Origin of the sequence: Acinetobacter sp. ANC 3903, from assembly GCF_002135315.1 — a bacterium.
Lineage (GTDB): Bacteria > Pseudomonadota > Gammaproteobacteria > Pseudomonadales > Moraxellaceae > Acinetobacter.
In genome coordinates this window covers 20,144-43,103 of sequence record NZ_NEGA01000019.1, presented here as the reverse complement: position 1 = coordinate 43,103, position 22,960 = coordinate 20,144, and the positions used below count along the sequence as shown (strand labels likewise).

Here is a 22,960-nt window from a genome sequence, read left to right as displayed (position 1 = left end):
ATGACACAGCAAGCAACAGGCCATGTATCTATTCAGCAGCTCAGCAAAACCTATCCGACACAAAACAATGACGCTTTAACTGTGCTGGACGATATTAATTTAGACATCCAGCCGGGTGAATTTATCAGTATTGTCGGCAGCAGTGGCTGCGGCAAGTCCACACTGTTACGCTTATTGGTGGGACTGGAAAACAGCTATCAAGGCCAGATCCAGGTGGATGGCAAAAAGATTTTTGGCACCAGTTTACAGCGCGGGATCGTGTTTCAGGACCACCGTCTTTTTCCCTGGTTAAGCGTGCGTGAAAATGTGCGTATTGCACTGCATCAGAGTAAGCTGACACGGGCTGAAGAAGACAAACTGATTGATGAACATTTGCAACTGGTCAATTTGACCAGTTTTGCCAATGCCTATCCATCCCAGCTTTCAGGCGGCATGAACCAGCGCGTGGCGATTGCCCGCAGTCTGGTGAATCGTCCGGAAATTTTATTTCTGGATGAGCCTTTTGGCGCACTGGATGCTTTAACCCGTCAGAACCTGCAAGACGAATTACAGCGTATTTGGCAGGCAGAAAAAATTACCATGGTGATTGTGACCCATGACGTTGAAGAAGCGGTATTTTTAGGTGACCGCGTGGTGGTGATGCAGCCGCATCCGGGTCGGATTAAACGTATTGTTGAGATCCCGGTTGCGCATCCGCGTAAACGTGAAGATGTACGTTTGCACAATATTAAAAATGACATTTTGACGGATTTTAGCGATCCGCTAAAAGACCAGTTACACCGTAATAAACCGGCAGCCAAGTTTTCAGATTATCAATTTGCCTGGTAATCCGCAGATTCAAACCGACAGCCTTGGAAACAAGGCTTTTTTAATGCCTGAAAATTTTAAAAACTAAAATTAAGAACATAAAAAAATGCCCCCGCAGGGCATTTTCTTTTTTGGAATTTTTTTCTTTAAGATGCCTGAGCGGTATGGCGCTTTTCCAGCACATACTGGTTTTCAGGACGTTTTAAGCCCAGGTTTTCACGCAGGGTTTTACCTTCATACTCGGTACGGAACAGGCCGCGGCGTTGCAGTTCAGGTACTACCAAATCAACAAAGTCATCCAGACTGGCTGGCGTGGTTGGCGGCAGAATATTAAAGCCATCTGCGGCTTCATTTTCAAACCAGGCTTGTAATTCATCGACTACCTGTTCTGGCGTACCAATAATGGTCCAGTGACCACGCGCACTTGCCACCCATTGATAAAGCTCACGAATAGTGAAATTGTTTTTACGTGCAATCTCTAGAATCAGCTGGTTACGGCTGGCGCCATTTTCTATTTGTCCAATATGCTCAGGGAGGGGCTGGTCCAGATCAAACTGTGACAGGTCTTCGGTAAAACCGCCCAGTTGCTGGATTAAAGACAGACCCAAGGTCGGATGAATATAGCTGTTCAGTTCATCATATTTGGCACGTGCTTCTTCTTCTGTCTTGCCAACAAAAATGGATACACCTGGCATGATTTTCAGGTCATCGGCATGACGGCCATATTTGGCTAAACGGCCTTTTACATCACGGTAGAAGGCTTGGGCATCTTCCAGTTTTTGTTGTGCCGTGAAAATCACTTCGGCAAATTTTGCCGCCAGTTCACGGCCATCTTCCGACTGACCTGCCTGGACTATCACTGGATAGCCTTGCGGTGAACGTGCCACATTCAATCCACCATGTACGGCTAAATGCTTGCCTTTAAAACGCGGTGGATGCAGTTTGTCCCCATCAAAAAATTGTCCGGTTTCTTTATTGTATTCAAAGGCATCATCTTCCCAAGAATCCCAAAGTTTTTGTGCCACTTCAATGAACTCATCGGCACGTTCATAGCGTTCTTTCGGATGGGGAGCATCGTTTAAACCAAAGTTTTTAGCCACATGTGCTCCCGCAGTCGTCACCACATTCCAGGCAGCACGACCTTCGGATAAATGATCCAGTGAAGCAAATTTACGTGCCAGACTGTATGGCTCTTCATAAGTGGTTGAGGCAGTGGCAATAAAGCCAATATTTTGGGTCACTGCTGCTAGCGCAGAAAACAGGGATACAGGCTCAAGTCCTGCAGAAAAACCGCCGGTTAAACCTAGATTCGGAGTGGTATCCGGATCAACAGTCACTGGAACGTCAGCAAGGAAATAGGCGTCAAATAAGCCACGTTCAGCCGTTTTGGCCAGTTCAATAAAGTAATTTAAGTTATGGCTGTCTTGTGGACGAGCTTGCGGATGGCGCCAGCCTGCAACGTGCTGAGAAGTGCCTGGTACAAAAGCACCGAGTCGAATTTGACGTTTTGACATATGAAAACCTGTTTGATGTTGTTGATTATGGTTTTATATAGTTCAAAGAGCATGCCAATAAAATAAATAATAAAAATCATATATTTAGTAATTTAAATTTAATTTATTGTTGTTATATCAACAGCTTAACTGTTGTTATGTTGCCATGAGTTCAGCTTAAAACTTGCATTGAATATGCTGAGGATGAAAAAGGCATAATTTTTTATGGGTATAAGACACATGCCCCAACTGGAGCATGTGTTTTCAGGTGATCAAGATGCCTTGTTTGCCTGTTGAGCGATGACATGCTGATTTTCAGGATGTTTCAGCCCTAGGTTTTCACGCAAAGTCGAACCCTCGTATTCAGTACGGAACAGGCCACGGCGTTGCAGTTCAGGCACAATGAGATCAACAAAGTCATTCAAGCCAGCAGGGGTGGTCGGTGGCAACACGTTAAAGCCGTCAGCACCTTCATTTTCAAACCAGGTTTGCAGCTCATCCACCACCTGTTCAGGCGTACCAATCAGGGTCCAGTGACCTCGTGCAGAAGCGATATATTCATATAGCTGGCGAATGGTAAAGTTATGGCGGCGGGCAATATCAATCATCATTTGCTGACGGCTAGAGAAATTAATGTCGGTATCTTCGAGTTTCGGGAACGGCGCATCCAGATCAAATTTCTTTAGATTGATTCCGCCTGCCAGGCCGGACAATAGGCTCAGACCGACTTCAGGATGAATCAGGCTATTCAACAGCTGATATTTCTCTTGAGCTTCCTGTTCAGTTTTGGCCACGAAAATAGACACACCCGGCATGATTTTCAGGTCATCCGGATGACGGCCATATTTCAACAGGCGGCTTTTCACATCACGGTAGAATTCTTGCGCATCTTCCAGGCTTTGCTGTGCGGTAAAAATCACTTCGGCATATTTACCCGCAAGTTCACGGCCATCTTCAGACTGACCGGCTTGAACAATCACCGGATAGCCTTGCGGTGGACGTGAGACATTTAGCGCACCTTGTACATTGAAGTATTTTCCTGCATGTAATGGTTCATGCAGTTTGCTGGCATCGAAGAATTGACCATCTTCCTTGTTATAGATGAAGGTGTCATCTTCCCAGGAATCCCAAAGTTTTTGCGTCACTTCAATGAATTCATCGGCGCGTTCATAACGGACTTTGGCATCAGGATGCTTTTCTAGGCCGAAATTCCGTGCAGTATCAGCAGAAGCAGTTGTGACTACGTTCCAGGCTGCACGCCCTTTGGAAATATGATCTAAAGACGCGAATTTACGTGCCAAAATGTAGGGGTCTTCATAGGTGGTTGAAGCCGTGGCAATAAAGCCAATATTTTTGGTGACTGTGGAAAGTGCTGCAAATAGGGTAACCGGTTCAAAGCCGACACCTTTATCGCCCAGACCCTTTTCGCCTTCAATTGCAGAACCCCAACGTACCGATAAGCCATCTGCCAGAAAATAGGCATCAAACAAGCCGCGTTCAGCTGTCTGTGCAAGTTCAATCACATAGTCAATGTTGAGATGATCTTGTGGACGAGATTCAGGATGGCGCCAGCCGGCAACGTGCTGTGAAGTGGTAGGAATAAAGGCACCAAGTTTAATTTGACGTTTTGACATTGTTATATCCTGTACATTTTAATCAATAATCAAAACAGCTGCTTCAAACATTGTGCCAAGTTAAAAATTTATAAAAAACAGAATCTTATTTTGGGTGTTATTTTTATATGTTGAAGAATCAGCACTCATCAGGCGCTTTTGTTTCAAAACAGACAGTAGAAAAAACGCAGTGCTTATATGAAATAAGGTCGATCTTCAAAAAAGAATACTTTGGGGCAAAGTAGTGATGAGAAAGATTAAAATGAGGTGAATTTCAAAATACATAAAAAATGCCCCGTAGGGCATTTTTTATAGTGACTAACTTAAGAAGCTGCAGCCGTGTTGTGCTGCGCGAGTACGTACTGATTTTCCGGACGTTTCAGTCCCAAGTTTTCACGAAGGGTGCTGCCTTCATATTCGGTACGGAACAGGCCACGGCGCTGCAGTTCTGGCACAATCAGGTCGACAAAATCATTTAAACCGGCAGGCGTGCTTGGTGGCAGAATATTAAAGCCATCTGCAGCTTCATTTTCAAACCATTCTTGTAGCTGGTTCACAATCTGCTCAGGAGTACCCACCAGCGTCCAGTGGCCACGTGCAGAGGCTACATATTCATACAGTTGACGGATGGTAAAATGATGCTTACGGGCAATATCAATCATCATCTGCTGGCGACTGCCAAAATTGATCAAGCTTTCATCCAGTTCAGGGAAAGGCTCATCGATGTCATATTGTTCCAGATCGATTCCGCCGGCCAAACCGGAAAGCAGACCCAGACCGACTTGTGGATGAATAAGACTGTTTAACAGATCGTATTTTTCCTGTGCTTCTTCTGCCGTTTTTGCCACAAAAATCGAAACACCCGGCATGATTTTCAGGTCATCCGGATGACGGCCATATTTAGCTAAACGACCTTTCACATCACGGTAAAATTCCTGTGCATCGGCTAAATTCTGCTGTGCAGTAAAAATCACTTCGGCATATTTTCCAGCCAGCTCACGGCCATCTTCCGACTGACCTGCCTGTACAATCACCGGATAGCCCTGTGGCGGGCGCGGTACGTTTAATGCTCCTTGCACTTCAAAATATTTGCCCTTGTGCTGAGGTTCATGAAATTTTTCTGGCTGGAAAAACTGTCCAGAGGCTTTGTGATATACAAAGGCATCATCTTCCCAAGAATCCCAGAGTTTCTGTGCAACCTCAATAAATTCATGTGCACGTGCATAGCGGCTTTTGGCATCTGGATGTTCGGACAGGCCAAAATTGCGCGCGACTTGTTTAGAGGCTGTGGTGACTACATTCCATGCCACACGTCCTTTGGAAATATGATCCAGTGAGGCGTATTTGCGTGCCAGCGTATATGGGTGCTCATAGGTGGTCGATGCAGTAGCGACAAAACCAATATTTTTCGTCACTGCAGACAGGGCAGCGAATAGGGTGACTGGTTCAAAGCCAGTATCTTTATCGCCCAGACCCCAGCCTTTGCTGGTGGCGGAACCCCAGTCACCACGCACTGCCAAAGTATCTGCTAAAAAGTAGGCATCAAATAAGCCACGTTCTGCCGTTTTGACCAGCTCAATGGCATAGTCAATATTTAAATGATCCTGCGGTCGTGATTCTGGATGACGCCAGCCGGCAGCATGCTGAGAAGTGGTTGGAATAAAAGCACCAAGACGGATTTTACGTTCAGCCATGAGAAAAACCTTGTGTTTTTTATGTTGTCAGCTGGTTATAACAAGGAATTTTCAGGCTTAAAAATACGATAAAATTAAATCCATATAAAAAATATGGATTAAGCAGGAAATACGCCAATCACAAGTTTTTTGCTTGGATTTATTTCGCTGTTAAAGGCTGAATATTACACCAGTGCCTTAATGGTCTTTTTCTTCCACACCAACTGATAATAAAGTGCCTGCAAAATACACAAGCAGACGAATGACAGCGCATAGGCATACCAAATGCCTTGCAAGCCCCACCAGTAACTGAACAGGTAAGCACAAGGCACTTCAATCAATAAAATTGTGCCGATGTTAATTAGCATGGGGATCGTTACCGTACCGCTGGCACGCATGATGGAAGCAAAAATTGCACTGGCACCAAAGAACAGGATGGACCACAGCACAATAAATAACAGTTGCTGTCCCAGTACCACCACCGTCGGGTCGGTGATAAACAGCGCCATCAGATATTTCGAGAACAGATAAGCCAAAGCCACTAATCCACCGGTAATCACAATATTCATAGCGAGTGCAGTATGGGTCACTTTATTGAGCAGATCCGATTTTTCTGCACCAATCGCCTGTGCTGCAAAAATGGAGGCAGCAATTGAAATGGATAGGGCAGGAAACTGGATGTAATTCAAGACCTGATTGACTGCACCATAGGCTGCAGTGGCATGTGAACCATAACGGTTGACCAGGCCGACAATAACCAGCCCGGCAACAGATGTGGTGACCATCTGCACACCGGTAGGAATACCCAAACGCAGAATAATTTTACTCAGTTCAGGATGATGGCGAATATGGCTGAGCAGATGACGGTCAGGTTTTAAGGGGTGGTCTTTTTTATTTAAGTAGCCGGCCAAAAAGACCAGTACTGCCAGATAACCAACAGCGGTGGCAATAGCCGGTGCAATAATGCCCATTTTGGGAAAGCCAAAATAGCCGGCAATCAGTACCGGGGTAATTACTACACCAATCAGAATGGTCATGCCGGAAGCAATCAGCGGTGTGGTGCTGTCACCCACGCCACGTAAAATGGAAGTATAAATAATATAAATAAACAGCAAGGGACTACCGGTCAGCATCCACTGTACATAAGGCAGGGACAGATGCATTACATCTGGAGTGGTACCCAGAGCCAGTAAAATATGCTTAGAAAAAAGCACGCCAAACAAGGCGATAATACTGCCGCCAATTAAGGTCATAAACAGGGTAGAACCCACCACACAGCGTACTTTTTCAATGTTTTGCGCCCCCCATGCCTGTCCAACCAATACCGTAGCACCTGCAGAAAGTCCAATCACAAAAGCCAGCAGGCAGAACAAAATCGGAAAGAATACTGCCACTGCTGCAATCGCATTCACCCCCATCATTTGTCCAACAAAAATGGTATTCATCGTTCCAGACAGGTTTTGCAGAATATTGGTCGCAATCAACGGCCATAGAAAAATCAGAAATGTTTTCCACAGTTTTTGTTGGCTGAGCAGCGGTTTATGTTGAGGCATGGATCATCCTGTAACGTTATTTTTATCATTTTTCAGATTTAAAGTCACACTACCCGAGTTCGCTTTAAAAAGCCTTAGCTGTTAAGTAACTAAGCGTTGTTAAGTAACTAAGGCTAAATTTCATGAATAAATCATGAACTTAAACTGCGGATAAAATAGCCGAGGCCTGTTCCAAGGTTTCATCTTTTTTGGCAAAACAAAAGCGGATTAAACGTAAATTTTCCGGGGACTGTTGATAAAAAACCGAAACCGGAATGGCAACAATGCCATGATGTTCCGCCAGAAATTTACACATCTCGACATCATCCAGATCGGGACGAATGGCACTGTAGTTCAGGTTTTGAAAATAGGTGCCCTGTGAAGGGGTAAAATGAAAGCGCGAGTTACGCAGGCCTGAATTAAACAGGTCACGCTTTTCCTGATAAAAATCTGCAAGTCCTTCAATATGTTCGGGATGCTGCTGCATAAAAGTGGTCAGTGCCATTTGTACTGGTGTTACCCCGCAGAAACTGGCGAACTGATAGACCTGTCTGAATATTTTCATCAGTTCAGGTGAGGCAATGCAATATCCGGTTTTCCAGCCGGTGACATGGAAAGTTTTACCAAAAGAACCGACGACAATGCTGCGGTCACGTAATTCAGGGAATGACAGCGCCGAATAGTGCTTGTGGCCATCGTAAACCAGATGTTCATAGACTTCATCGGACAGTACAACGATATTTTTATCCCGAATCAGTTCAATTAAAGTGAGCCAGTCCTGTCCTGACCAGATTGCCCCGCTTGGATTATGCGGCGTATTTACAATGATCATTCGGGTTCTATCATTGATGGCATCTTTAACCCGGTTCCAGTCCACTGAAAATTGTGGGGCGGTCAGGGGAATATGAATGGCTTTTCCGCCGACCAGTTGCACGCTGGGGCCATAACTGTCATAGCAGGGATCGAAAATGATGACTTCATCACCGGCATGAATCAGCGCTTGAATGGCAACAAAAATGGCAATCGTGGCCCCGGGCGTAATGGTGATTTCAGTCAGTGGATCAATTACCAATTGATCGCGTTTTAAAAATTGCTGAGCCACCTGTTCACGCAGTGAAATCAGACCATCACTGGGGGCATATTGGTTAAAACCATCTAGAGTCGCCTGGCTTAAGGCTTTGAGTAGCGCGGGTGGTGCGGCAAAGTCGGGAAAACCTTGAGAAAGATTTAAGGCATTCAGGCGATGTGCCATGGCGGTCATCACGCTGAAAATGGTGACACCCTGTGCCGGTAGTTTGGAATGAATGTCAATCATGACCCGAACTCTTCAATATTCTTATGCTTTTCAGTGTAACAGCAAGCTCAGCACAGCAGAATAAAAGGATGGGCTTAATCTCTGCACATTTTTATCTAATTTCATCCATTTAACTGAATTGCGCCCATAGATAAAATTAACAAAAAACCTACTGGACTAAAAAAACAACATTTTCTAGAATGCGTCTCAAATTAAAATAATCCTATAAAAATAATAAATCATGATGTTTAAAAATATCCATATGCTGATGGACAGTATGGGCTTAAGTTTGCAAAAGCGTGCCCTGCACATCCAGTTTTCCAATGAATTGCTGAATTCTCAGGTCTTTATTCAACGCATTGAAGGGCAACATCGCATCAATCAGGGCTTAAAAGCCGAACTGATGTGCTTGTCGACGCATGCCCATATTCCGCTAAAACAATTTATTGGCGGACAGGTGGCTGTGGATCAGGTGACGGATTCAGGCGAGTTGTCCCGGATGATTGGGGTAATTACTGCCGCCAGTCAAGGCCAAAGTGATGGTGCATTCACCCTATATAAACTGAGCATTGAAGATGCAACTGCACTGTGGCACAAGCGCCGTAACAGCCGTGTGTTTATCAACAAAAGTGTGCGGGATATCAGCGAAATTCTGTTTAAGGAATGGCAAACGAAAAGTACCTTATTTGCCGCCAGTCTCAGTTTAAATATGCAAGGCCTAAACAGAGACTATGATGTGCGTCCTTTTGTGATGCAGGCCAATGAAACAGATTATGAATTTTTAACCCGACTGTGGCGCAGTGAAGGCATCAATTGGCTGATTGATGAAGCCGAGCATGTCGTTGCCAGTCCTGCAGCAGCAATACAAGCGCAAAAATTATGCTTAATTGATGAGAATCATCAATTTAATGCCTTAAAAAGAAGATCAGTTCGCTTTCATCGCAGTCATGCCACAGAAGCGTTTGATAGCATCACCAGTTTTATTGCCCAACGTTCTTTGCAGTCGACCGCCGTTCAGGTGCAGCGTTGGCAAGCGCATTATCTGTCTCAGGATCAGGCCAATTACCAGTTAAGCAACCATCAGCATAGTGATGTGCAAGACAATGCAAGTTTAAGTCTGGAACAGGCATGGAGCATTAGCCCGGCATGGACATCGGATTTAAGCGGGGCGGATCAAAGTACCGTCTCAAACAGTCAGCAACTGGAAAAACTGAATCGGCAACTGAGCCAGTACCAAGACTTGCAGGCCAAATACTTTACTGCGCAGAGTAGCGTGCGTGACGCCCATGTAGGCTACTGGTTTGAATTGCTCGATCATCCTGAAATTGACCAGCATTCAGGTTCAGATAAAGAATTTCTGATTTTGGGTAAATCTTTTTATAACCAGAATAATTTACCTAAAGACATGCTGCGCCAGTTGGACGCTTTGTTGAGTTTAAGCCGTTGGCAACATCAGGGAGATGAACGACAGGCCAATGAGCTTTATCTGGTGCGACGCAATATTGCCGTAGTCCCTGAATATCATCCCCTAAATCACCGACCTGTAGCGTATCCGCAACGTGCCAGAGTGGTCGGTCCGGAAGGGGAAAGTATTTATGTGGATCAGTGGGGGCGAATTAAAGTCCGCTTTTTGTTTACCCGTAATGAGGATCATGGACATGATGGCGGAGCCGGAAGCAATGACAACGATACCGACTCGGCTTGGGTTGATGTACTGACCCCGTGGGCCGGTGAAGGTTATGGCGCGCGTTTTCATCCACGGATTGGTGAAATCGTGGTGATTGATTTCTTTGAAGGTGATGTTGACCGCCCATTTGTGGTTGGACGGATTCATGAAGCAGAACGGCATCAAACCATGTTTGATATTCAAGGCCATTTACCGGATACCAAAAAACTCAGTGGTATACGTTCGCAAGAAGTGGCTGGTTCGGGTTTTAACCAACTCCGTTTTGATGATACCCGAGGACAGATCAGCACCCAGTTACAAAGTAGCCATGGCGCAAGTCAGCTGAATTTAGGTCATCTCAGCCACCCCAAAGCTGCCGAGACCAGTGAGGGACGTGGTGAAGGTTTTGAGCTAAGGACGGATCAATGGGGTGCTGTCCGGGCGGGTGAAGGTTTGCTCATTTCCACACATAAACAAGATAGCGCAGCAGGTTATCATTTGGATGTGAATCAGGCCAAACGTCAGCTTGAAAATAGTTTAAATCATTCAAAAACACTCAATGACATAGCGAAAAATCAGCAAACAGATTCACTCACCGTTTTAGACAATTTAAAGCATTTTCTAGAGCAGATGGAACACAGGGATGAAGCCAAAGCAAATGCCTTTAAACAGGCTTTGATGATTCTTGCTGCGCCAAGCTCTATCGCCTGTGTCACCCATGAAGATTTATATCTCTCGGCAGATGGACAGATCAGCCAAACTGCCGGAGATGCGATTAATTTCTCTACGCAAAAATCATTGATTGCCCATGCTCAAGACAAGATTAGCCTGTTTGCAGCGCAGCAGGGCTTTAGTGCATATGCTGCGAAAGGCAAAGTCGAGCTTCAGGCACAGGATGATGCCATTGAAGCCATAGCCCGTAAGGTAATTAAGCTGATTTCTACTGAAGATAAAATTGAGCTTAGCAGTCCTAAAGAGATTGTACTGACAGCAGGTGGTTCACAGTTAAAGATCAATGCAGAAGGTGTTTTTACGACTACGGGTGGTAAGTTTGAGAGTAAGGCGGGGCAGCATAGTTTTGTGGGAGGAGCTAAAGTGCTGACACCTCCGGTAAGTTTACCAATGCTTGAAACGCCTTATAGTAATCAGATGGATTACAGCTGGAATCGTTTTTCAGAGGGTGAAAAGGAAATTTTTATTGTTGATCAATCAAATGGAAAATTAATTAAAAATATTAAAAATGAGCTGGATAGTGAAAAAAATATGAGTTCCTTAAGATTCTATACTCCACAACAAGCAGAATTTACCGCCTTGGGATTTAACTCTTTAAATACTTATTTAAGTCAGGACATATCAAATGATAATGGTGATGAGCTGATAGAAGAAACAGAAGAAGAAATTCTAGAAGATGATGACGTTTACACAGAAGAGGATTTTGATGAATGAGCCATCTAGTCACAATTTTTTCTAAATTTTATGATAAATCTGGTCAACGAATTATTAATCTAAATGTAAAGTCCCGTTATCAAGGATCAAGTAGAGAAAACTTGCAAAAGACAGATGAAAAGGGTTTATTCATCTTTCAGGCTTCTTCTAACAGAACAATCGAAATTTTAGCTAAACCACCGAATGCTAAAGAATATACAATTTTTAAAACTATTAATTCGTCTGCAACCTCATCTGTCAGTAATCCCATAAAAGTGAAATTGCCAAAAACGATTGAAGAATATCGACAAGAAAACATAAAAACTCCTCAAAGTAGAACTGTAAAGAATCTTTTTAAGGTGATTGATCGTCATGGAAAAGTGATGAGCAATTTTCCTATACAATCACGTCCTAAAGGGAAAAAGGCTTTTGAACGTTCTACCAACGAAGAAGGACTTGTAGAAATAGAATCTTCTCCAAATAGAGAAATAGAAATTCTGGTTCTGACATCGAGTGATAAATTTGTTTTAAAAAGCTCAGTAAATTCTGGCAATGGTTCACCACAGCCGATTTTTATTAAATTAGATGAACCCTATGATAATTTTAAAAGTTTATCGACGATTACGCTGCTAGATAGAAATGACAATAAATATAGTGTAGAAAAAACTAATGTTGAAATATTGGCTTTAGAGGGTAAGGAAAAAAATATAATCCCTGTTTCAAATGGAAAAATTCTAGTTCGTGGTCATATTGGAAAATGGTTGAAGATAACAGTATATAAACCTGATGGTACGCCACTAAAATCGGTAAATTATTTGCCAAAAAGAGTAAAGGAAAATTCAGTCAAGTTGCATTTAGATGTGGATTTAACGAATGGAAGTACTCAGCAAGATAAACCGAATATTAATAAAAATATCGAAAATAAACCATGCCCAAAAGAATGTATTATCGAAACAGTAACATTTAATACTGAACCAGGTCCTTATATTATTTCCATGCTAACTTGGAAGAAAATTTTAGAATTTGAAACTTACGAAGCTAAACCATACCAACCAGGGGATAATTCTAGTGGTGTTACAATTGCAATAGGCTATGATTTAGGTCAACAAACAAAAGCACAGATTCAAAAAGATTTAGCATCATTTTATTCGGCAGAGCAAATTAATCGATTATTGACTGCACAAGGTAAAATTGGTGCTGTGGCAAGAGAACTGATACCAAAATTATCAGATATTACGATTACAAAAGATAAAGCTTTACGTTTAGCGACCGTGCTCAAGACTCGTTATGCTAATCAAGTTCTCTCTATTTATCCTGAAGCATTAAATCTTCATCCTCATTGTCAGGGAGTGTTACTTTCACTTGTCTTTAATCGGGGGCCAGGATTAAAGGATAAAAAAGGGCAGTTAACACGAAAACATATGCGGCAAATTAAAGATGCATTTAAAAATAATGAGATCGATAAAATTCCGGCCATTTTTAGAGACATGTCAAAGCTTTGGAATAAGACAGGGAAAAATGGGAATAGGGGGGTAGGAATACGTAGAAGGCAGGAAGCTGCTATATTTGAAGAAGGATTAAAATGTGATTGTTTTCAATAAAAAAATATTAATTTTTATATTATTATTAATTAGTTCAATAACATGTTTTGCTTATAGTCAAAAATGTGTTCCTGATAGCGTAATTTTTAATGATATTTTAGGGTGTTATATAAATGAGTATAATAAATATGATAAAAATTTGAATGAATTATATGCTTATAAAATAAGTAAGCTATCGAAAATTAAAAAAAATAAATTAAAAAATTCTCAACGAGAATGGATCAAGCTTAAGGAATCAATATGTGTAGCAGATGAAAAAAATTATGGAAGAGAAAGTCATTTTGATGCTATGCAATGTCAAATAGACATGACTAAAGAAAGAATATTATTTTTAGAAAAATATAATTGATTTATATATTGAACCATTAAAAAATGAGAAATAGCTTAATAAGCTATTTCTCATTTTATTATTATGCCACAACTTCTTCCAGCAATTCCTCACTCGGTGTAAAGTAATAAGCCCCGTCCATTGGCGTCACAAAGTGAAGCAGCCGGTCATGAATACCATCACCAGCTGTGCCAAACATATGTTCCAACATATGATCGATAATGCTTAAGTTTTTGGTATAAGCAATAAAGAATAAACCCTGGTCACCTCGACCTTCTCCATAAGGAAGAGAATGACGTAAAATTTCCATTTCCTCACCTTTCTCATCCTCAATTACAACACGGGCAATGTGGGCATTTTCAGGCTTCACTTCATCATCCAGTTCAATCGACTCTAACTTGGTTCGACCCATCACATTTTCTTGTGCATCTACTTTTAACTGTTTCCATTTTTCCAGGTTATGAGCATAACGCTGCGCAAAGACAAATGAACCATCAGCAAAAATTCCGGCATCTTCACCGAGTAAAGCGACTTCGGCACGATCATCCGGGAATTGCGGATTTTCAGTCCCATCAATAAAGCCTGTAATGTCACGCCCGTCGAAATAACGGAAGCATACCCGTTCATCCAGCACTTCAACTTTATTTTGAATACCTTCAAAGAAAGACTGGCTTAAGGCAAAGCAAATGTCGGCACGAGCACTGGCAATATGAATCAGCACATCAGCAGGAACAACAGGCATTTGAAATGAACCTTGGATCGGTTCTAACTGTTTAAAGCCAGCAGGAATTTGATTATAGAGCTTTGCCCAAAGTTCGGGACCAAAAGCGACACCTGTTTTAATTTGCGCGTTAGGATGCTGGGTGATTAAACGATCACGTGTGGTAAATAAATCTGCAAGTTTCTCTTTTAACTCATCAATCGTTAAGTCTTTTAAACGTAAAACAATAAACCGAGCATGATCTGAAGGTAATGGTAAAATTACAGATTGGGCAGTCATACAGGGCTCCTAACAATTTTTATAAAATATGTGACTGGCTTTATTGTGCCTCATCACTGCCTGGGTGAATAGCTCAAAGTTTTATTTTGATCGTGGATTTTTAACGCTTTATAAGTGTGAAAAGTCATATAATGAGCCGGTCTTTTTATCTCCTTGTATTTTATGTCTTACCAAGTTTGGCTTGCCTATATGTTGGCATGCTGGGTCATCAGTATTTCTCCTGGAGCAGGTGCAATTGCTTCGATGTCGAGCGGTTTAAATTATGGCTTTCGACGTGGCTATTGGAATGCTTTAGGTTTACAGCTGGCATTGTTGGTGCAAATTGGCATTGTGGCTGCTGGGGTAGGGGTATTGTTCGCGACTACACCTTGGGCTTTTCTGCTGGTGAAATGGTTTGGTGTGGTGTATCTCTTGTATTTGGCATACCTGCAATGGACAGCACCTGCACAGTCCATTGAGATTCAACAGGAACAACCGAATAAATCGATTCCTAAACTGGTCTTGTATGGCTTCTTGGTCAATATGAGTAATCCGAAAGCGATTGTCTTTTTACTGGCCGTATTACCTCAGTTTCTAGACTTGTCTAAACCGCAGTGGATTCAGTATGTAGTGATGGCAGCAACCATGATCACCATTGATTTGATCGTGATGGCGGGTTATACCGGACTGGCAGCCAAAGTTTTAAGATTGCTTAAATCGCCAAAACAGCAAAAATATATGAACCGAACTTTTGCCGTGTTGTTTAGCTGTGCAGCTGGATTACTGAGTTTGGTGCATCAGTAAGGATTGTTTCCCTCTCCTTTAAAGAAGTAAGAATCCTCAGAATATATTCTGGGTTGGCAAAGGAGAGGATGTTAGAAAATAAAAATCATTTTAAAAATAATGTACATATAAAGGAAAGACTAAGCCATCTTCTTCACTTTCTGCACTGCAAAAATCACGGCAAACGATATCGCCATGGTCAGTACAATCGTTAAACCGGTCGAGGTGTCTAAACCTGCACTTGACCATAAACCTACACTGATGCCAAATTGTGCAATCACAAAAGCCCACACCACCATTTGTTTAGGTGAGTTTGCTAAGAGTCGTGCTGTTAATGCTGGAATGACCAGTAGAGCACCCATCAACAATGAACCGACTGCACGTAAAGCCAATATAGTAAAGAGTGCCAACAGTAGCATAAATACCAGGCGTTGCCATTTTGCGTTTACACCTTCACTGACTGCCATGTCAGGATCAATCGCGATTTGAATCTGTGCTTTCCAGTTTTTATACAAGACTGCCAAAGCCGCAATAATGACGATGGCAAACATCGGCAAATCTGACCAAGAAATTTGTAGCAGATCACCAAACAAATAACTGAGTAGTTCCGGTCTTAGGCTTGGAATATGCTGTATAAACAGTAAGCCTGAGCAAAGTAGGGTGGCTGAACAGAGGGCCAGCAAGGCATCATTGGGCAAGCGTGGATCATGCAGTACCCATAAAATGGCCACCAATAAAAAGGCCAGAAAACTCACGCCTAACCACAAAGGCAAGCTTAAAGCACCCGCAATCGCCACACCCAATAAAGTGCCATGCGCCATGGTATCGGCAAAAAAGGACATGCGTCGCCATAACATCAAACAGCCCAGCGGAGCAGTCAGAAACACCAACAGGGTTCCCATGGTCCATGCAGGTAACAAGAGTTGTAACCATTCCATCATGGCTTAAGCTTCCGGTTCAGGGTGAATATGAGGGCGAGAATCATGCTGACATGGAGCCGCACTGTCACCATGGGCGCAGTGATCATGATGATGCTGATAGAACACGCGGTTGGTGCCAAAAATGGCCTGATATTCCGGATGCTGCTGAACATTTTCCGGCAAGCCGCTACAGCAGATGTGCTTGTTCAAACACACTACCCGATGAGTCCCTTGCATGACCCATTGCAAGTCATGCGATACCATCAACACGGCACAGTCATACTTGATTGGTAAGCTTCTGACATATTCATACAGTTCAGCTTCAGACTGAATGTCCAAGCCTTGCATCGGTTCATCCAGTACCAGTACATCGGGCTGACGTAGTAAAGCCCGTGCCAGTAATACACGCTGCCGTTCACCGCCTGAAAGCTGCTGAACTTTACAATCCTGCAATTTGGTAATGCCGGTATCGCGAATAATTTCTGCTTTGATATCGGCATCGCAATGTTCTAAAGCCAGTAAATCTTGCACCCGTAAAGGCAGGCTATGCGATGGATTAAACTTTTGCGGCACATAAGAGAATTTGAGTTTTTTATGGCTATGAATTTTGCCTGAACTGGCTTTCACAATCCCCAAAAGCACTTTAATCAGAGTAGATTTTCCCGCACCATTTGGACCGATCAGCGTGACAATTTCTCGCTCATGCAAGGCGAAATCTACATTCTTTAAGATGTCACGTTCGTCAATCCGAACACTGATTTTGTCTAAAGCAATCAGGGGATTGGTAATTACTGTTTGTTGCGGCACTGCTGACATATCCCGGAAATTTCAATAATACTGTGATGTGCAGTAAATTGATCGGAGGCTGAAAGTTCATCTAATTGTGTTAATAAACCCTGAGCCGAGGCTTCTTTTACTTTCTTGCAAGCAGTACAGATTAAAAATGCCGCTTGATGTCCTTCGCGCGGATGACAACAGGGTATATAGGCATTAATCGAAGTTAAACGATGGATTAAACCTTTTTCCAGTAAAAAGTCCAAAGTGCGATACACCGTTGGCGGTGCAGCAGGACGGTCAGACTCGCTCTTGATTTTGGCCAGCAAGTCATAGGCGCCCATGGGACCGCTGGCATTTAAAATCAGTTCCAGCACTTCTTTACGTAATGGGGTTAAACGCGCACCTGCAGAGGTACAGAGACTTTCTGCTTCAGCAAGACGTGTTGCTATATTATGATGGTCATGTACGCCATGTAATGCATTGTGATGTTCGTGCGAACATAAGCTCATAGCAAAACCTCAAGTACGAAATTTATAAAAATCAAAGGACATTAAATCTTAACATGAAGCACCTACAGTTTCGATCAAGCATAGGTATTTTTGTCGATTTGTTATATTATAACACTTATTGAACATTTGGTGATCTTCTTCATGTCCCGTTTCTTTGCATTTTGTGCCCTGGCCTTATTGAGTAGCTTTGGCTGGTCGCAAAATCTGGTGGTCTCTACACATCCAATTTATCTGATTGCTCAGGAAGTGACTCAAGGTATCGAGAAGCCTGTGCTTTTGTTGGGAGATCAGTCTGGACATGACATTACCCTGACTCCGGCGCATCGCAAAGCCATTCTGGATGCCTCTTTGGTGATCTGGCTAGGTAAGGCACATGAAGCCCCATTGAATAAACTGTTGTCTGATAATCCCAAAGCGATTGCGATTTTAGATTCTGGTATTGTGCAAACGCTGCCTCAGCGTACTACCCGTGGTGTGGCGTTGAACAATACGGTAGATACGCACGTTTGGCTCGATCCCAATAATGCAGTTCGGATTGGCTTTTTTATTGCAGCCTTGCGTTCACAACAATTTCCTGAACATAAAGATGCCTACTGGGCCAATGCCAAACGCTTTGCGCAAGAGATGTTGCTGAGTGCACAACAATACAATAGCCAGACTACAGCCAAACCTTACTGGTCATATCATGATGCGTATCAGTATCTGGAACGTGCTTTAAACCTGAAGTTTGCCGGTGCATTGACCGATGATCCCCATGTAGCACCTACACTGGCCCAAATTAAATATTTAAATGACAGCCGACCAAGTCGCAATATGTGCCTCTTGGCAGAAGGGCATGCCAGTAAAAACCAGTACCAAAAATTGAATCCGATTACCTTTCAAGCGGTCGATGAAAGCATGGGCAGGGAAGGGGACTTTGTGCTGGCGTGGAAGAAACTGGCCGATCAAACATATAAATGTGTACAAAATGCACGGAAATGATGCAAAAATTAAGCAACAATTGATGAGTTCGAAAGCGATTTATGTAATTAAAAAATCCGACTTAGGTCGGGAAAAGATTGCATGTTCAGGGGTGTAACTCTATAATGCCTGCGATTAAAAACGATCATCAGCTAAACTTGTCAAGCATGATTGCTGTGAGTGAATAAATAATGAGCCGAACTAGTCGAATGATTGACCGACGATTAGCGAAAGCTTTAGTCATCTTACAAGCATGCATGATCCCTGTTTCAGCCTTGATAGCGTGGGTCGTGAAAGACTCAACTGCAGCTTACAGTGCCGCACTTGGTGCGTTGGTGTGTTGGCTTGCAAGTTGTTATTTTTCCTGGCAATCGTTTCGAGCTGCAGGTGCGCGAGCTTCAAAACAGGTTCTTTCGAACATGTATAGAGGCTTGATGGGCAAATTTGCAATTGTGATTGTTGGTTTCATTTTAATTTTAAGCAATGTTAAACCGTTGTCAGCGGTGGCATTGTTTTGTGGATTTATACTTGTTCAGACGATGACGTGGGTCGCACCTTTTTGGGCGTCACGACTCCAGAAATGAGTTTAAACACAACAAAAAATTGAAAAGTTTTTTAGGAGAAGAACGAGATATCAGGCAGCACGCGATGTTCGTTCTCTCTATTTAGTATTTGACATTGACCAGGTGTGATTTATGGCTGCTGAAGAACATGCCCTTACTTCGACCGAGTACATCAAGCATCACTTGACCAATTTAACCTATGGCAAAATGCCTGATGGTTCTTGGAAATTGGCTGAGACTGCTGATGAAGCTCAACAGATGGGGTTCACTGCTATTCACTTGGATTCAATGGGTTGGTCTATCACTCTCGGTGTGGTTTTCTGTTTGTTGTTCTGGTTAGTAGCGAAAGCTGCAAATGCTGGTGTTCCTACCAAGTTCCAGTCTGCAATCGAAATGATCATCGAGTTTGTTGACTCAAGTGTCCGTGACACTTTCCATGGCAAATCACGCTTAATTGCGCCTTTAGCCCTCACAATTTTTGTGTGGATTTTCCTCATGAACGCGATGGATTTACTACCAGTAGATTTCATCCCGCATCTTGCAGGAATTATTGGTTCAAACGTATTTGGTATGGACCCGCACCACGTTTACTTCAAGATCGTTCCATCTACTGACCCTAACGTTACCCTTGGTATGTCATTGTCGGTATTTGTACTTATCTTGTTCTATAGCATTCGTGAAAAGGGCATCGGCGGTTTCGTCGGCGAGTTAGCACTCAACCCATTTAACCCAAGTAACCCAGTTGCAAAAGCGTTGCTCATTCCAGTGAACTTGATTCTGGAACTCGTAACATTCCTTGCACGTCCAGTTTCATTGGCTCTACGACTTTTCGGTAACATGTATGCAGGTGAGTTAATCTTCATCCTCATCGCGTTATTACCGTTCTGGATCCAGTGGGCGTTGTCTGTGCCTTGGGCGATCTTCCACATTCTTGTTATTACGTTACAAGCATTCATTTTCATGATGCTGACTATCGTATACTTGAGTATGGCTAGCGAAAAACATTAATGGTATTGCCTGACTGTCAACCGATGGTTGGGCTTAATTTTTTACTTTAATTTGGTATATACCTAACCTCTGAGGAATTATCATGGAACTCACTTTAGGTCTAGTTGCAATTGCATCTGCTATCTTGATCGCTTTTGGTGCTTTAGGTACTGCGATTGGTTTTGGTCTTTTAGGCGGCCGTTTCCTTGAAGCTGTAGCTCGTCAACCAGAATTGGCTCCACAACTTCAAACTCGTATGTTCTTAATCGCGGGTCTTCTTGATGCTGTGCCTATGATCGGTGTTGGTATTGGCTTGTTCTTCATCTTCGCTAATCCATTTGTAGGTTAATCAGCTTAATTCCTAAATTAAACCATTGAGGAATAGCAATGAATATCAACCTCACATTGATTGGCCAAGCGATTGCATTTGCGATTTTCGTCGCATTCTGCATGAAGTTTGTATGGCCACCACTAATCAATGCGATTAGTGAGCGTCAGCGTAAAATCGCTGATGGCTTAAACGCTGCTGAAAAAGCGAAAGCTGACCTTGCCGATGCGCAAGCTCAAGTGAAAGCTGAATTAGACGCAGCTAAAGCACAAGCGGCTCAATTGATCGAACAAGCGAACCGTCGCGGTGCGCAATTGGTAGAAGAAGCGCGTACTCAAGCAGCTGCTGAAGGTGAGCGTATTCGTCAACAGGCTAAAGAAGCTGTTGATACTGAAATCAATTCTGCCCGCGAAGAATTACGTCAACAAGTTGCTGCTCTTGCAGTTACTGGCGCAGAAAAAATTCTGACCCAGCAAGTTGACGCAGAAGCTCACAATGCCATGCTGACTCAGCTGGCTGCTAAACTTTAAGAGAGGCGGATTATGGCTGAACTCTTGACGTTGGCACGCCCATACGCTAAAGCAGCATTTGCTTACGCTTCTGAGCAAGGTGCAACTGACTCTTGGTCAAATGCATTGAATTTGCTCAGTGCTGCGGTGCAAGATGAAGCATTTTCAGCTTACTTAAATCGCCCTGAGCTTACTCCTGCAGAGCAGGTAAGTGTTTTTGCCAAAGTTTTAGGTGAAGATCAAACTGCAGCAGTGTCAAACTTTTTGACATTGCTTGCTGAAAACAACCGTTTGGAACTTCTTCCTGAAATTGCGACAGAATACGAACAGCTCAAATCACAGAATAACAACACTGTGGATGTAGTGATTGAATCTGCATTCCCATTGTCTTCTACACAAGAACAAGTACTTGCAGATGCGTTGAAAAAACGCTTTAACGCTGCGGTAAATGTTTCTGTAGAAGTTAAACCAGAACTAATTGCTGGTGTAGTTATTCGTGCAGGCGACCAAGTGATAGATGATTCTGCGCTTAACAAGCTTGAAAAAATGCGGACTCGTCTTCTTGCGTAATTATTTATAAAAAATTACTGCGTAAAAGAAGACTGAACTTTAAAAAGATTGAGGTATAGCGCAATGCAACAACTGAATCCATCCGAGATCAGTGCGCTCATTAAACAGCGTATCGGCGATCTGGACACCAGCGCGACCGCTAAGAACGAAGGGACCATTGTTATGGTTTCCGACGGTATTGTGCGTATTCACGGCCTTGCTGATGCAATGTACGGTGAAATGATCGAATTCGACGGCGGCTTATTTGGTATGGCACTGAACCTAGAACAGGATTCAGTGGGCGTCGTTGTTTTAGGTAACTACTTAAGCCTTCAAGAAGGTCAAAAAGCGCGTTGCACAGGTCGTGTATTAGAAGTTCCGGTTGGTCCAGAACTTTTAGGCCGTGTAGTAGATGCTTTGGGTAACCCGATTGATGGTAAAGGCCCTATTGATGCAAAATTAACTGATGCTGTTGAAAAAGTAGCACCAGGTGTAATTTGGCGTCAATCAGTGGATCAACCTGTACAAACTGGTTATAAATCAGTAGATACAATGATTCCAGTAGGCCGTGGTCAACGTGAGTTGATCATTGGTGACCGTCAAACTGGTAAAACAGCAATGGCGATCGATGCGATCATCGCTCAGAAAAACTCTGGCATTAAATGTGTATACGTAGCAATTGGTCAAAAACAATCGACTATCGCTAACGTAGTACGCAAGCTAGAAGAAACTGGCGCTATGGCGTATACAACTGTTGTAGCAGCAGCTGCAGCTGATCCAGCAGCAATGCTGTATCTAGCTCCGTACTCTGGCTGTACAATGGGCGAATACTTCCGTGACCGCGGTGAAGATGCGTTAATCATTTATGATGACTTGTCTAAGCAAGCTGTTGCGTATCGTCAAATTTCATTGCTTTTACGCCGTCCACCAGGTCGTGAAGCGTATCCAGGTGACGTATTCTATCTTCATAGTCGTCTACTTGAACGTGCTTCTCGTGTATCTGCTGACTACGTTGAGAAATTCACTAACGGTGAAGTTAAAGGCCAAACTGGTTCATTAACTGCATTGCCGATTATTGAAACTCAAGCGGGTGACGTATCTGCATTCGTACCAACCAACGTAATTTCGATTACTGATGGTCAGATCTTCCTAGAAACATCATTGTTCAACGCGGGTATTCGTCCTGCTGTGAACGCGGGTATCTCTGTATCTCGTGTTGGTGGTTCTGCGCAAACTAAGATCATCAAAAAATTGTCTGGTGGTATCCGTACCGCTTTGGCTCAATATCGTGAACTTGCAGCGTTCGCTCAGTTTGCTTCTGACCTTGATGAAGCAACTCGTAAGCAACTTGAACACGGTCAACGCGTAACTGAATTAATGAAGCAAAAACAATATGCTCCATATTCAATCGCTGACCAAGCTGTTTCAATTTACGCATCTAACGAAGGCTACATGGCTGACGTAGAAGTGAAGAAAATCGTTGCATTTGATGCTGCGTTAGTTTCTTACTTCCGTTCAGAACACGCTGCGTTAATGCAAAAAATTGACGAGACTGGTGCTTGGGATAAAGATATCGAAGCAACATTCAAAGCAGGTATTGAAAGCTTTAAAGCGACTCAAACTTACTAAGTTTCAACTTTGTTGAATTTAGTGTTGGTTTGGTT

21 protein-coding genes are annotated in these 22,960 nt (G+C 43.0%); 12 read left to right on the top strand and 9 right to left on the bottom strand.

Features of this window, described 5'->3' with window-relative positions; genetic code table 11:
• Entirely contained in the window at positions 1-828 is an 828-nt protein-coding gene (locus tag B9T29_RS13890; RefSeq protein ID WP_086176492.1) for an ABC transporter ATP-binding protein, read from the top strand.
• Positions 829-953: 125 nt separating this feature from the next.
• Here B9T29_RS13890 and B9T29_RS13885 read toward each other — a convergent pair whose 3' ends face one another.
• The 5 genes from B9T29_RS13885 to B9T29_RS13865 all read right to left on the bottom strand — a co-directional run bounded on the left by B9T29_RS13885 (position 954) and on the right by B9T29_RS13865 (position 8,433).
• Complete coding sequence (locus B9T29_RS13885; protein ID WP_086176491.1) at positions 954-2,321, bottom strand: LLM class flavin-dependent oxidoreductase; 1,368 nt, start codon at positions 2,319-2,321, stop codon at positions 954-956.
• 251 nt (positions 2,322-2,572) lie between these two features.
• Positions 2,573-3,934 (bottom strand): LLM class flavin-dependent oxidoreductase, encoded by a 1,362-nt coding sequence (locus B9T29_RS13880; protein WP_086176490.1) that lies wholly within the window; start codon positions 3,932-3,934, stop codon positions 2,573-2,575.
• A 302-nt stretch (positions 3,935-4,236) separates the two neighbouring features.
• Positions 4,237-5,607 (bottom strand): LLM class flavin-dependent oxidoreductase, encoded by a 1,371-nt coding sequence (locus B9T29_RS13875; RefSeq protein ID WP_086176489.1) that lies wholly within the window; start codon positions 5,605-5,607, stop codon positions 4,237-4,239.
• 164 nt (positions 5,608-5,771) lie between these two features.
• Positions 5,772-7,139, bottom strand: coding sequence for an MATE family efflux transporter (locus tag B9T29_RS13870; RefSeq protein ID WP_086176488.1), 1,368 nt, complete (start codon positions 7,137-7,139; stop codon positions 5,772-5,774).
• A 139-nt stretch (positions 7,140-7,278) separates the two neighbouring features.
• Positions 7,279-8,433: a methionine aminotransferase gene (locus B9T29_RS13865; RefSeq protein WP_086176487.1), complete on the bottom strand. Its 1,155-nt coding sequence runs from the start codon at positions 8,431-8,433 to the stop codon at positions 7,279-7,281.
• A gap of 223 nt (positions 8,434-8,656) precedes the next feature.
• Here B9T29_RS13865 and B9T29_RS13860 point away from each other — a divergent pair, with 223 nt between their 5' ends.
• Genes B9T29_RS13860 through B9T29_RS13850 form a run of 3 tightly spaced genes read left to right on the top strand, consistent with a single transcriptional unit; the run spans position 8,657 to position 13,453 of the window.
• On the top strand, positions 8,657-11,524 hold the full coding sequence (locus tag B9T29_RS13860; RefSeq protein WP_086176486.1) for a type VI secretion system Vgr family protein: 2,868 nt from the start codon (positions 8,657-8,659) through the stop codon (positions 11,522-11,524).
• Positions 11,521-13,104, top strand: coding sequence for a hypothetical protein (locus B9T29_RS13855; protein ID WP_086176485.1), 1,584 nt, complete (start codon positions 11,521-11,523; stop codon positions 13,102-13,104). Before B9T29_RS13860 ends, B9T29_RS13855 begins: the two co-directional genes overlap by 4 nt.
• Positions 13,088-13,453: a lysozyme inhibitor LprI family protein gene (locus B9T29_RS13850; RefSeq protein ID WP_086176484.1), complete on the top strand. Its 366-nt coding sequence runs from the start codon at positions 13,088-13,090 to the stop codon at positions 13,451-13,453. The genes B9T29_RS13855 and B9T29_RS13850 overlap by 17 nt, the downstream gene beginning before the upstream one ends.
• A 61-nt stretch (positions 13,454-13,514) precedes the next feature.
• On the opposite strand, the gene B9T29_RS13845 is transcribed toward B9T29_RS13850, so the two are convergent.
• A complete protein-coding gene (locus B9T29_RS13845; RefSeq protein WP_086176483.1) occupies positions 13,515-14,432 on the bottom strand; it encodes a Dyp-type peroxidase in 918 nt (305 codons plus the stop codon).
• Positions 14,433-14,594: 162 nt separating this feature from the next.
• Here B9T29_RS13845 and B9T29_RS13840 point away from each other — a divergent pair, with 162 nt between their 5' ends.
• The gene (locus tag B9T29_RS13840) at positions 14,595-15,215 is read left to right on the top strand and encodes a LysE family transporter (protein WP_086176482.1); all 621 of its coding nucleotides are present in this window, start codon (positions 14,595-14,597) and stop codon (positions 15,213-15,215) included.
• 119 nt (positions 15,216-15,334) lie between these two features.
• On the opposite strand, the gene znuB is transcribed toward B9T29_RS13840, so the two are convergent.
• From znuB to B9T29_RS13825, 3 genes are read right to left on the bottom strand one after another with little or no spacing between them, the layout of a single operon-like run.
• Positions 15,335-16,135, bottom strand: a complete 801-nt coding sequence (gene znuB / locus B9T29_RS13835; protein WP_086176481.1) for a zinc ABC transporter permease subunit ZnuB — start codon at positions 16,133-16,135, stop codon at positions 15,335-15,337.
• Between the two features lie 3 nt (positions 16,136-16,138).
• Complete coding sequence (gene znuC / locus B9T29_RS13830) at positions 16,139-16,930, bottom strand: zinc ABC transporter ATP-binding protein ZnuC (protein WP_086176480.1); 792 nt, start codon at positions 16,928-16,930, stop codon at positions 16,139-16,141.
• A complete protein-coding gene (locus B9T29_RS13825) occupies positions 16,903-17,400 on the bottom strand; it encodes a transcriptional repressor (protein ID WP_086176479.1) in 498 nt (165 codons plus the stop codon). The genes znuC and B9T29_RS13825 overlap by 28 nt, the downstream gene beginning before the upstream one ends.
• Before the next feature lie 141 nt (positions 17,401-17,541).
• On the opposite strand from B9T29_RS13825, the gene B9T29_RS13820 reads away from it, so the two are divergent.
• The 7 genes from B9T29_RS13820 (at position 17,542) to atpA (ending at position 22,925) form a co-directional block, all read left to right on the top strand.
• Positions 17,542-18,381 (top strand): metal ABC transporter solute-binding protein, Zn/Mn family, encoded by an 840-nt coding sequence (locus tag B9T29_RS13820; protein WP_086176478.1) that lies wholly within the window; start codon positions 17,542-17,544, stop codon positions 18,379-18,381.
• Positions 18,382-18,551: 170 nt separating this feature from the next.
• Positions 18,552-18,944: an ATP synthase subunit I gene (locus tag B9T29_RS13815; protein ID WP_086176477.1), complete on the top strand. Its 393-nt coding sequence runs from the start codon at positions 18,552-18,554 to the stop codon at positions 18,942-18,944.
• Positions 18,945-19,055: 111 nt separating this feature from the next.
• Positions 19,056-19,931, top strand: a complete 876-nt coding sequence (atpB, locus tag B9T29_RS13810; RefSeq protein ID WP_086176476.1) for a F0F1 ATP synthase subunit A — start codon at positions 19,056-19,058, stop codon at positions 19,929-19,931.
• Between the two features lie 82 nt (positions 19,932-20,013).
• Positions 20,014-20,259 (top strand): F0F1 ATP synthase subunit C, encoded by a 246-nt coding sequence (gene atpE / locus B9T29_RS13805; RefSeq protein WP_000424060.1) that lies wholly within the window; start codon positions 20,014-20,016, stop codon positions 20,257-20,259.
• 38 nt (positions 20,260-20,297) lie between these two features.
• Positions 20,298-20,768, top strand: coding sequence for a F0F1 ATP synthase subunit B (locus tag B9T29_RS13800; RefSeq protein ID WP_086176475.1), 471 nt, complete (start codon positions 20,298-20,300; stop codon positions 20,766-20,768).
• Between the two features lie 12 nt (positions 20,769-20,780).
• Positions 20,781-21,317, top strand: coding sequence for a F0F1 ATP synthase subunit delta (locus B9T29_RS13795; RefSeq protein ID WP_086176474.1), 537 nt, complete (start codon positions 20,781-20,783; stop codon positions 21,315-21,317).
• Positions 21,318-21,380: 63 nt separating this feature from the next.
• Positions 21,381-22,925 carry a F0F1 ATP synthase subunit alpha gene (gene atpA / locus B9T29_RS13790; RefSeq protein ID WP_086176473.1) on the top strand — a complete coding sequence of 515 codons (1,545 nt, stop codon included), beginning with the start codon at positions 21,381-21,383 and terminating at the stop codon, positions 22,923-22,925.
• The last annotated feature ends 35 nt before the right edge of the window (positions 22,926-22,960 follow it).

Bases quoted from the DNA above. Each gene is read 5' to 3' on its own strand.
- B9T29_RS13890 (WP_086176492.1), top strand. From the start codon at position 1: ATGACACAGCAAGCAACAGGCCATGTATCTATTCAGCAGCTCAGCAAA.
- B9T29_RS13885 (WP_086176491.1), bottom strand. From the start codon at position 2,321: ATGTCAAAACGTCAAATTCGACTCGGTGCTTTTGTACCAGGCACTTCT.
- B9T29_RS13880 (WP_086176490.1), bottom strand. From the start codon at position 3,934: ATGTCAAAACGTCAAATTAAACTTGGTGCCTTTATTCCTACCACTTCA.
- B9T29_RS13875 (WP_086176489.1), bottom strand. From the start codon at position 5,607: ATGGCTGAACGTAAAATCCGTCTTGGTGCTTTTATTCCAACCACTTCT.
- B9T29_RS13870 (WP_086176488.1), bottom strand. From the start codon at position 7,139: ATGCCTCAACATAAACCGCTGCTCAGCCAACAAAAACTGTGGAAAACA.
- B9T29_RS13865 (WP_086176487.1), bottom strand. From the start codon at position 8,433: ATGATTGACATTCATTCCAAACTACCGGCACAGGGTGTCACCATTTTC.
- B9T29_RS13860 (WP_086176486.1), top strand. From the start codon at position 8,657: ATGTTTAAAAATATCCATATGCTGATGGACAGTATGGGCTTAAGTTTG.
- B9T29_RS13855 (WP_086176485.1), top strand. From the start codon at position 11,521: ATGAGCCATCTAGTCACAATTTTTTCTAAATTTTATGATAAATCTGGT.
- B9T29_RS13845 (WP_086176483.1), bottom strand. From the start codon at position 14,432: ATGACTGCCCAATCTGTAATTTTACCATTACCTTCAGATCATGCTCGG.
- B9T29_RS13840 (WP_086176482.1), top strand. From the start codon at position 14,595: ATGTCTTACCAAGTTTGGCTTGCCTATATGTTGGCATGCTGGGTCATC.
- znuB (WP_086176481.1), bottom strand. From the start codon at position 16,135: ATGATGGAATGGTTACAACTCTTGTTACCTGCATGGACCATGGGAACC.
- znuC (WP_086176480.1), bottom strand. From the start codon at position 16,930: ATGTCAGCAGTGCCGCAACAAACAGTAATTACCAATCCCCTGATTGCT.
- B9T29_RS13825 (WP_086176479.1), bottom strand. From the start codon at position 17,400: ATGAGCTTATGTTCGCACGAACATCACAATGCATTACATGGCGTACAT.
- B9T29_RS13820 (WP_086176478.1), top strand. From the start codon at position 17,542: ATGTCCCGTTTCTTTGCATTTTGTGCCCTGGCCTTATTGAGTAGCTTT.
- B9T29_RS13815 (WP_086176477.1), top strand. From the start codon at position 18,552: ATGAGCCGAACTAGTCGAATGATTGACCGACGATTAGCGAAAGCTTTA.
- atpB (WP_086176476.1), top strand. From the start codon at position 19,056: ATGGCTGCTGAAGAACATGCCCTTACTTCGACCGAGTACATCAAGCAT.
- atpE (WP_000424060.1), top strand. From the start codon at position 20,014: ATGGAACTCACTTTAGGTCTAGTTGCAATTGCATCTGCTATCTTGATC.
- B9T29_RS13800 (WP_086176475.1), top strand. From the start codon at position 20,298: ATGAATATCAACCTCACATTGATTGGCCAAGCGATTGCATTTGCGATT.
- B9T29_RS13795 (WP_086176474.1), top strand. From the start codon at position 20,781: ATGGCTGAACTCTTGACGTTGGCACGCCCATACGCTAAAGCAGCATTT.
- atpA (WP_086176473.1), top strand. From the start codon at position 21,381: ATGCAACAACTGAATCCATCCGAGATCAGTGCGCTCATTAAACAGCGT.